7 protein-coding genes are annotated in these 7,514 nt (G+C 65.1%); 6 read left to right on the top strand and 1 reads right to left on the bottom strand.

The features are described from left to right. Positions 1-580: HDOD domain-containing protein (locus tag ETQ85_RS26170; RefSeq protein WP_187394634.1), on the bottom strand; the 580-nt coding region annotated here is incomplete at its 3' end. Positions 581-787: 207 nt separating this feature from the next. Between ETQ85_RS26170 and urtA the strand changes: the two genes are divergently transcribed. From urtA to ETQ85_RS07970, 6 genes are all read left to right on the top strand, one after another. Then, positions 788-2,047: an urea ABC transporter substrate-binding protein gene (gene urtA / locus ETQ85_RS07995; protein WP_148578515.1), complete on the top strand. Its 1,260-nt coding sequence runs from the start codon at positions 788-790 to the stop codon at positions 2,045-2,047. Positions 2,048-2,146: 99 nt separating this feature from the next. Beyond that, the gene (gene urtB, locus ETQ85_RS07990) at positions 2,147-3,751 is read left to right on the top strand and encodes an urea ABC transporter permease subunit UrtB (RefSeq protein WP_148578514.1); all 1,605 of its coding nucleotides are present in this window, start codon (positions 2,147-2,149) and stop codon (positions 3,749-3,751) included. Between the two features lie 10 nt (positions 3,752-3,761). Next, positions 3,762-4,964, top strand: a complete 1,203-nt coding sequence (gene urtC / locus ETQ85_RS07985; RefSeq protein ID WP_148578513.1) for an urea ABC transporter permease subunit UrtC — start codon at positions 3,762-3,764, stop codon at positions 4,962-4,964. Then, the gene (gene urtD, locus ETQ85_RS07980) at positions 4,961-5,812 is read left to right on the top strand and encodes an urea ABC transporter ATP-binding protein UrtD (protein WP_148578512.1); all 852 of its coding nucleotides are present in this window, start codon (positions 4,961-4,963) and stop codon (positions 5,810-5,812) included. The genes urtC and urtD overlap by 4 nt, the downstream gene beginning before the upstream one ends. Before the next feature lie 3 nt (positions 5,813-5,815). Continuing rightward, on the top strand, positions 5,816-6,508 hold the full coding sequence (urtE, locus tag ETQ85_RS07975; RefSeq protein WP_148578511.1) for an urea ABC transporter ATP-binding subunit UrtE: 693 nt from the start codon (positions 5,816-5,818) through the stop codon (positions 6,506-6,508). A gap of 172 nt (positions 6,509-6,680) precedes the next feature. Beyond that, positions 6,681-7,514 carry an urease accessory protein UreD gene (locus tag ETQ85_RS07970; protein WP_246128686.1) on the top strand — a complete coding sequence of 278 codons (834 nt, stop codon included), beginning with the start codon at positions 6,681-6,683 and terminating at the stop codon, positions 7,512-7,514.

The raw sequence follows: 7,514 nt of genomic DNA, 5'->3' as shown, positions 1-7,514 counted from the left end.
TGCGGGTCAGCAGGTAGCCGAGCACTGCGTGGTTGGTGGCATGCCGCTTGTCTTCGATCGCCGTGAAGCTCTCGTTCTCTGCGTTGTTCGCTATTTGCAGGGTCTCCCGGTAGTCGGGAAAACGGCGCATCAGTACCGCAATGCCGCAGTCGTGGAAGAGGCCGAAGGTGTAGGCGAAATCGGCCGGTACGCCGCGGAACTCCTTGGTCAGCCGGGCGCACAACTGGGCGACGAGGGTCGTGGTTTCCCAGAAGCGGTCCATGCGGGGGGCGCTGCCACCCGACAGGGTGTTGCGCAGCACGATGCCGGCCACCAGGCTCGAGATGGCCCGCATGCCCATCACGGGCAGGGCCTGCTGGACCGAACTGACTTTGCGGTTCAGACCGAAAGCCGCTGAGTTGGCGACCTTGAGTACCGACGCGGAGAGGGCCACGTCGCTGCCGATGATGGTGGCGATCACGGACAGGGAGGCGTCGGGCGAGGCGCTTTCTTTCTGCAGGCGTGTCAGCACGGCAGGGCAAGGGGGGATATCGACGCCCTTCAGGAGGCGCTCCATCTCTGCCTGATCAGGTTGGCGCATGGGGAGGCACAGGTGATAACGAAGCGCGGATTCTATCCGAGCGGCCACCGGGTGGATTGCGCGGGGTCAATTCTGCAGTGCACCGGGACGCGCTGAATGGGCTGCACCTACGCAATCTGACGTATTCCGGCAATCGGGCGGGCTCCGTAATCTGGCACCCATTGCTGCACCGCACGAACCATTCCAATCGCACTCAAGGAGCCCTCGATGCAAACCCGTCGCACTTTCCTCAAGGCCGCTGTCCTCTCCGCTTCCATCGCCGCCATCGGCGGGCTGTCGTCCAGCGCCTGGGCGGCCGACACCATCAAGGTCGGCATCCTGCATTCCCTGTCGGGCACCATGGCCATCTCGGAAACCGCCCTCAAGGAAACCGCGCTGATGACCATCGAGGAAATCAACGCCAAGGGCGGTGTGCTCGGCAAGAAGCTCGAGCCGGTGGTGGTCGACCCGGCTTCCGACTGGCCGAAGTTCGCCGAAAAGGCCCGCCAGCTGCTGTCCCAGGACAAGGTGGCGGTGACCTTCGGCTGCTGGACCTCGGTGTCGCGCAAGTCGGTGCTGCCGGTTTACAAGGAACTCAACGGCCTGCTGTTCTACCCGGTGCAGTACGAGGGTGAAGAGCTCGAGAAGAACGTTTTCTACACTGGCGCCGCCCCCAACCAGCAAGCCATTCCGGCCGTCGAATACCTGATGAGCAAGGAAGGCGGCTCGGCCAAGCGCTTCGTGCTGCTGGGCACCGACTATGTGTACCCGCGCACCACCAACAAGATCCTGCGCGCCTTTCTGAAGAGCAAGGGCGTGGCCGACGCCGACATCATCGAGGAATACACCCCGTTTGGTCATTCCGACTACCAGACCATCATCGCCAAGATCAAGAAGTTTGCCGGCGAAGGCAAGAAGACGGCGGTGATCTCGACGATCAACGGCGACTCCAACGTGCCGTTCTACAAGGAACTCGGCAACGCCGGCCTGAAGGCCAAGGACGTGCCGGTGGTGGCTTTCTCGGTGGGTGAAGAAGAGCTGCGTGGCGTCGATGCCAAGCCGCTGGTTGGCCACTTGGCCGCCTGGAACTACTTCATGACCGTGAAGAACCCCGAGAACGAGAAGTTCATCAAGATGTACCGCGACTGGGCCAAGAAAGCCAAGCTGCCCAAGGCCGACACCGTGGTCACCAACGACCCGATGGAAGCCACCTACGTCGGCATCCACATGTGGGCCCAGGCCGTCGAGAAGGCCAAGTCCACCGACACCGACAAGGTCATCGCGGCGATGTCCGGCCAGACCTTCAAGGCACCGTCCGGCTTCACGCTGAAAATGGACGAAACCAACCACCACCTGCACAAGCCGGTCTTCATTGGCGAGATCAAGGCCGACGGCCAGTTCAACACCGTGTGGAAGACCAAGGGCCCGATCCGCGCCCAGCCGTGGAGCCCGTTCATTCCGGGTAACGAAGGCAAGCAGAAGCTGTAAGCGTTCGCAAACATCCTCCAGCAGTAATTGGCCGGCCACGGGCTCCAGGTCCGGAGCCGGCCTTTTTTCGGGTGGCAGTTTTTTCAGAGGGATATTCCCATGAGACGTTTCTTGATCTCGCTGGGCCTGGCACTCAGCCTGTGCGCCAGCGGCGCGTGGGCCGATGCCGACCCGGTTGCCCTGAAGGCGCTGGCCTCCGACGATTTCGACGCCAGGCTCGGCGCCATCGCGACCCTCGTTGCGGCTGGCGATGCCGATGCGCGGCGCATTCTGACGGCGCTCTCCGACGACGCGCTGGCGGTGGCCGGCGAGCGGGTCGTCATCGTCGCCGGCGAGCAGGTTCTGGACGCGGCGACGGGGGCGGCGATCAAGCCGGCGCCGGCCAGCCCGGAATCCATCAGCCTGAACAACAGCCTGCGCCAACAGGTGAACAGCGCGCTGGCGGCGCTGCGCCTGTTGTCCGACGACCGGGCCGAACGGCTGGCCTCGGCCAAGTCGCTGCTCTCCGACATGGGCGAGGGCGCCACCCTGCTGCCGCTGCTCGACAAGGCGCTCAAGCAGGAGCAGGACGGCGAGATCAAGCCGATTCTCGTCCAGCTGCGCGCCCAGGCCAGTCTGGCCAGCCCCGACGCAGCCCTGCGCCTGCAGGCGGTCAAGGATCTGTCGAATTCCGCCAGCCCGGCCGTCAAGGCACTGCTGCTGGGCTTGCTCGAAAAGCAGGGCGATACCTTTGTCGAACCGGATGAAAAGGTCCGCGCAGAAGCTCAGTTCGCGGTCAAGGCCATCGATTCGCGGCTGGTGTGGAGCGACCTCTCCGGGCGGCTGTTCACCGGCGTGTCGCTGGGTTCCATCCTGCTGCTGGCGGCCCTCGGGCTGGCCATCACCTACGGGGTGATGGGCGTCATCAACATGGCCCACGGCGAGCTGCTGATGGTCGGCGCCTATTCGGCCTACGCCATGCAGGGCTTGTTCCGCAGCCACCTGCCGGATTACGTCGATTACTACGTCGTCGCCGCGGTGCCGGTGGCCTTTTTTGCCGCCGCGCTGGTGGGGATGGCCATGGAGCGCACGGTGATCCGTCACCTCTACGGCCGTCCACTGGAAACCCTGCTCGCCACCTGGGGCCTGTCGCTGGTGCTGATCCAGGCAGCCCGCCTGCTGTTTGGTGCGCAGAACGTGGAAGTGGCCAACCCGGCGTGGATGTCCGGCGGCCTGCAACTGGCCGACAACCTCTCCTTGCCGTGGAACCGGCTGGTCATCGTGGCCTTCTCGGGCTTCGTGCTGCTGTTGGTGTGGCTGATGATGAACAAGACCCGCTTGGGCATGTTCGTCCGTGCGGTCACCCAGAACCGTCCGATGGCCGGTTGCGTGGGCGTGCCGACGGCGCGCATCGACACCCTGGCCTTCGGCATCGGCTCCGGCATTGCCGGGCTGGGCGGTGTGGCCCTGTCGCAGATCGCCAACGTGGGGCCGGACATGGGCCAGGGCTACATCGTCGATTCCTTCATGGTGGTGGTGCTCGGCGGGGTCGGCCAACTGGCCGGCGCGGTGTGGGCGGCGCTGGGCCTCGGCGTGGTCACCAAGTTCCTCGAAGGCTGGGCCGGGGCGGTGATCGCCAAGATCCTGGTGCTGGTCTTCATCATCGTCTTCATCCAGAAGCGTCCCCAGGGGCTGTTTGCCCTCAAGGGCCGGTTCGTCGAATAAGGGGGCCGCGATGCGCACGCCTGTAACCGTAAAACTGTTCGCCGGCCTCGGCCCCAAGGGCTGGTTCGCCGTGGCGCTGGCCGCCCTGGTGGGCTGGGTGCTGGTGCCGATGGCCCACCTGCTGCTGCCCGAAGGCCACCCGCTGCACGTCTCCACCTACGCCATCACGCTGATCGGCAAGATCCTGTGCTATGCCGTGGTGGCGGTGGCGATGGATCTGATCTGGGGCTTCGGTGGCATCCTGAGCCTCGGCCACGGGGTGTTCTTCGCCCTCGGTGGCTACAGCTTCGGCATGTACCTGATGCGCCAGATCGGTCGCGAGGGCAGCTACCAGAGCGACCTGCCGGACTTCATGGTCTTTCTCGACTGGAAGGAGTTGCCCTGGTACTGGAGCGGTTCCGACCACTTCCTGTGGGCGCTCTTCCTGGCGGTGGCGGTGCCCGGCCTGATTGCCTGGATCTTCGGCTACTTCGCCTTCCGCTCGCGGATCAAGGGCGTGTATTTCTCGATCATCACCCAGGCCCTGACCTACGCGGCGATGCTGTTCTTCTTCCGCAACGAAACCGGCTTTGGCGGCAACAACGGCTTCACCGACTTCAAGCGCATCCTGGGTTACTCCATCACCGCGCCTGAAACCCGGCTGGTGCTGTTCGGCCTGTCGGTGGCCTTGCTGCTCGGCGCGCTAATCCTCGGCCGGGTGCTGATCGCCTCCAAGTTCGGCAAGGTGCTCACTGCAATCCGCGATTCGGAAAGCCGGGTCATGTTCATCGGCTACAACCCGCTGCACTACAAGCTCTTCATCTGGACCTTGTCGGCGATGCTGTGCGGTCTGGCCGGGGCGCTCTACGTGCCGCAGGTGGGCATCATCAACCCGTCGGAAATGTCGGTCGCCAACTCCATCGAAATTGCCATCTGGGTGGCGGTGGGCGGGCGCGGCACCTTGATCGGGCCGGTGCTTGGTGCGGGCATCGTCAATCTGTCGAAGAGCTGGTTCACCACCAGCTTCCCGGAATACTGGCTGTTCTTCCTTGGTCTGCTGTTCATCCTCGTCACCCTGTATCTGCCCCAGGGCGTGGTCGGTGCGTGGGCCAAGCTGCGCAGTCGTAAGGCCGTTGCGCCCGCAGCCCCGGCGCTCGCCCCGAGCGTCAAGGCCGTGGCCGCCACTGAACCCGAATTGCCCGCTGGCAGCGCCGCCAAAGGAGCCTCCGCATGAGAGTCGAATCGAACATCTCCCGCAACGCCCCGGCCGATGGCCAGCAGGAACACTGGGACGGCGAGGCCAGCACCGGCCACGTCCTCAAGCCGGGTGAGCTGGACCTGAGTCACAACGTCATCCTCTACCTGGACGACATCACGGTGAGCTTCGACGGCTTCCGGGCGCTCAACAAGCTGTCGCTGCAGATCGATGCGGGCGAATTGCGCTGCTTCATCGGCCCCAACGGTGCCGGCAAGACCACGATGATGGACGTCATCACCGGCAAGACCCGGCCGGATTCGGGCAAGGCCTTTTTCGGCCAGACCATCGACCTGACCCGCATGACCGAGCCGCAGATCGCCCACGCCGGCATCGGCCGCAAGTTCCAGAAGCCGACCATCTTCGAGAACCACTCGGTGTTCGAGAACCTGGAGCTGGCCCTCAAGACCGACAAGCGGGTCAAGAAGAGTTTGTTTGCCCGCCTGTTTGGCGACGACCTGGACAAGATCGCCGACACCCTCAGGCAGATTCGCCTGACCGACCAGGCCGACCGGCCCGCCGGGCTGCTCTCCCACGGCCAGAAGCAGTGGCTGGAGATCGGCATGTTGCTGGTACAGGACCCGAAGCTGCTGCTGCTGGATGAACCCGTCGCCGGCATGACCGACGACGAAACCGAACGCACCGCCGAGCTGTTTGTGAGCCTGAAGGGCAAGCATTCGCTGATGGTCGTCGAGCACGACATGGCCTTCGTCGAGGCCCTCGGCGGCAAGGTCACCGTGCTGCACGAAGGCTCGGTGCTGGCGGAGGGCGACCTGGCCACCGTGCAGGCCGATCAGCGGGTCATCGAAGTCTATCTGGGACGCTAAATCATGCTCAAGGTCAGCAACCTCAACCAGTATTACGGCGGCTCCCACATTCTGCGCGACCTCAGTTTCGAGGTGCCGATGGGCAAGGTCACCACGCTGCTCGGGCGCAACGGGGTGGGCAAGACCACGCTGCTCAAGACCCTGATGGGCGTTGTGCCGGCCGCCACCGGCAGCATTTCGCTTGGCGGGCAGGACATCACCAAGGCGCCGAGTTACGGCCGTGTGCGCGCCGGCATCGGCTACGTGCCGCAGGGGCGCGAGATCTTCCCGCGCCTGACCGTCGAAGAAAACCTGCTGATGGGCCTTGCCACCCAGCCGGCTGGCGCCGACGTGCCGGCGCGCATTTTCGAGATGTTCCCGGTGCTCAAGCAGATGATGCGGCGGCGCGGTGGCGACCTCTCCGGTGGCCAGCAGCAACAGCTCGCCATCGGGCGGGCGCTGGCCATGGGCCCCAAACTGCTGATCCTCGACGAGCCGACCGAGGGCATCCAGCCGTCGATCATCAAGGACATCGAACGGGCCATCCGCGCACTGGCCGAAACCGGCGAAATGGCCATCCTGCTGGTCGAACAGTATTACGACTTCGCCCTGTCGCTGGCCGATCACTACCTGCTGATGGAACGCGGCGAAATCATCAGTCGTGGCCGCGGCGACGAGATGGGCCCGAATGGCGTGCGGGAGATGCTGGCGGTGTGACGGTGCACCCCTGTGGGTCGGACTTCAGTCCGACAGCATGCGTTGTTCGGGCGCCGATGTCGGACTGAAGTCCGACCCACGGGGCGTCATGCCTTTTGCGGGATTCCGGTACGTAGCTTGCTAAACTTCGCCCATGCTGGCTATTTGTCCTCCCCTTGAAGAAGCCCGGCCCGTGGCCGGCACGCAGCAACGCTGGTACGCCCGTCTCGAGCTTGGCTTCGAAGCCCCCGGCGACGGGCGCACCGTGCTGGCGCATCGCCTGCACAAAGGCCCGTTGCGGGTGCAGAAAGCCCTCTACCCGGAAGGTCCGGAGGTTTGCCACGCGCTGATCCTGCATCCGCCGGCCGGCATTGCCGGTGGTGATGAGCTGACCCTGCAGGTGACGGTGGGCGAGGGGGCGAAGGCCCTGATCACCACCCCCGGGGCCGGCAAGTGGTATCGCAGCAATGGCCCGCTGGCCCGTCAGACCCTCGATTTCGAGGTGGCCGCTGGCGGTGTGCTCGAATGGCTGCCGCAGGAAAGCATCGTTTTCGACCGCGTCAAGGGGCACACCGAAACCCGCGTGCGCTTGGCTGGTGACGCGGTCTTCATCGGACTCGACCTGCTGTGCCTCGGTCGCACCGCTTCCGGCGAACGTTTCACCGAGGGCAGCCTGCGCCTCGCCTCGCGCATCGAACGCGATGGCAAACTCATCTGGAGCGAGCAGGGCCTGATCGAAGGCGGCTCGCGCCTGCTTGAATCGCCGGTCGGCCTGTGCGGCCAGCCGGTGACCGGTACGCTGCTGGTGGCCAGTGAATCCATCGACGCCAGCCTGCTTGCCGCCTGCCGCGAGATTCGCCCGACGGTGGGCGAGGGCGCCGTCACCCGTCTGCCCGGCCTGCTGGTGGCCCGTTATCTCGGCCCGTCGGGCGAGCCGGCGCGCGCCTGGTTCGTCGCCCTGTGGGCTGCATTGCGCCCGGCACTCGCCGGCCGTGCCGCCAGCGTGCCGCGCATCTGGCACACCTGA

Source organism: Zoogloea oleivorans, assembly GCF_008107625.1.
Taxonomy (GTDB): Bacteria; Pseudomonadota; Gammaproteobacteria; order Burkholderiales; family Rhodocyclaceae; genus Zoogloea; species Zoogloea oleivorans.
Note: the sequence above shows the minus strand (reverse complement) of the source record. Positions and strands in the feature narration are given on the sequence as shown.

What these genes read in the sequence shown, in the direction of transcription:
- urtD (WP_148578512.1), top strand. Translation starts at nt 4,961, where the DNA reads ATGAGAGTCGAATCGAACATCTCCCGCAACGCCCCGGCCGATGGCCAG.
- urtB (WP_148578514.1), top strand. Translation starts at nt 2,147, where the DNA reads ATGAGACGTTTCTTGATCTCGCTGGGCCTGGCACTCAGCCTGTGCGCC.
- urtC (WP_148578513.1), top strand. Translation starts at nt 3,762, where the DNA reads ATGCGCACGCCTGTAACCGTAAAACTGTTCGCCGGCCTCGGCCCCAAG.
- urtE (WP_148578511.1), top strand. Translation starts at nt 5,816, where the DNA reads ATGCTCAAGGTCAGCAACCTCAACCAGTATTACGGCGGCTCCCACATT.
- urtA (WP_148578515.1), top strand. Translation starts at nt 788, where the DNA reads ATGCAAACCCGTCGCACTTTCCTCAAGGCCGCTGTCCTCTCCGCTTCC.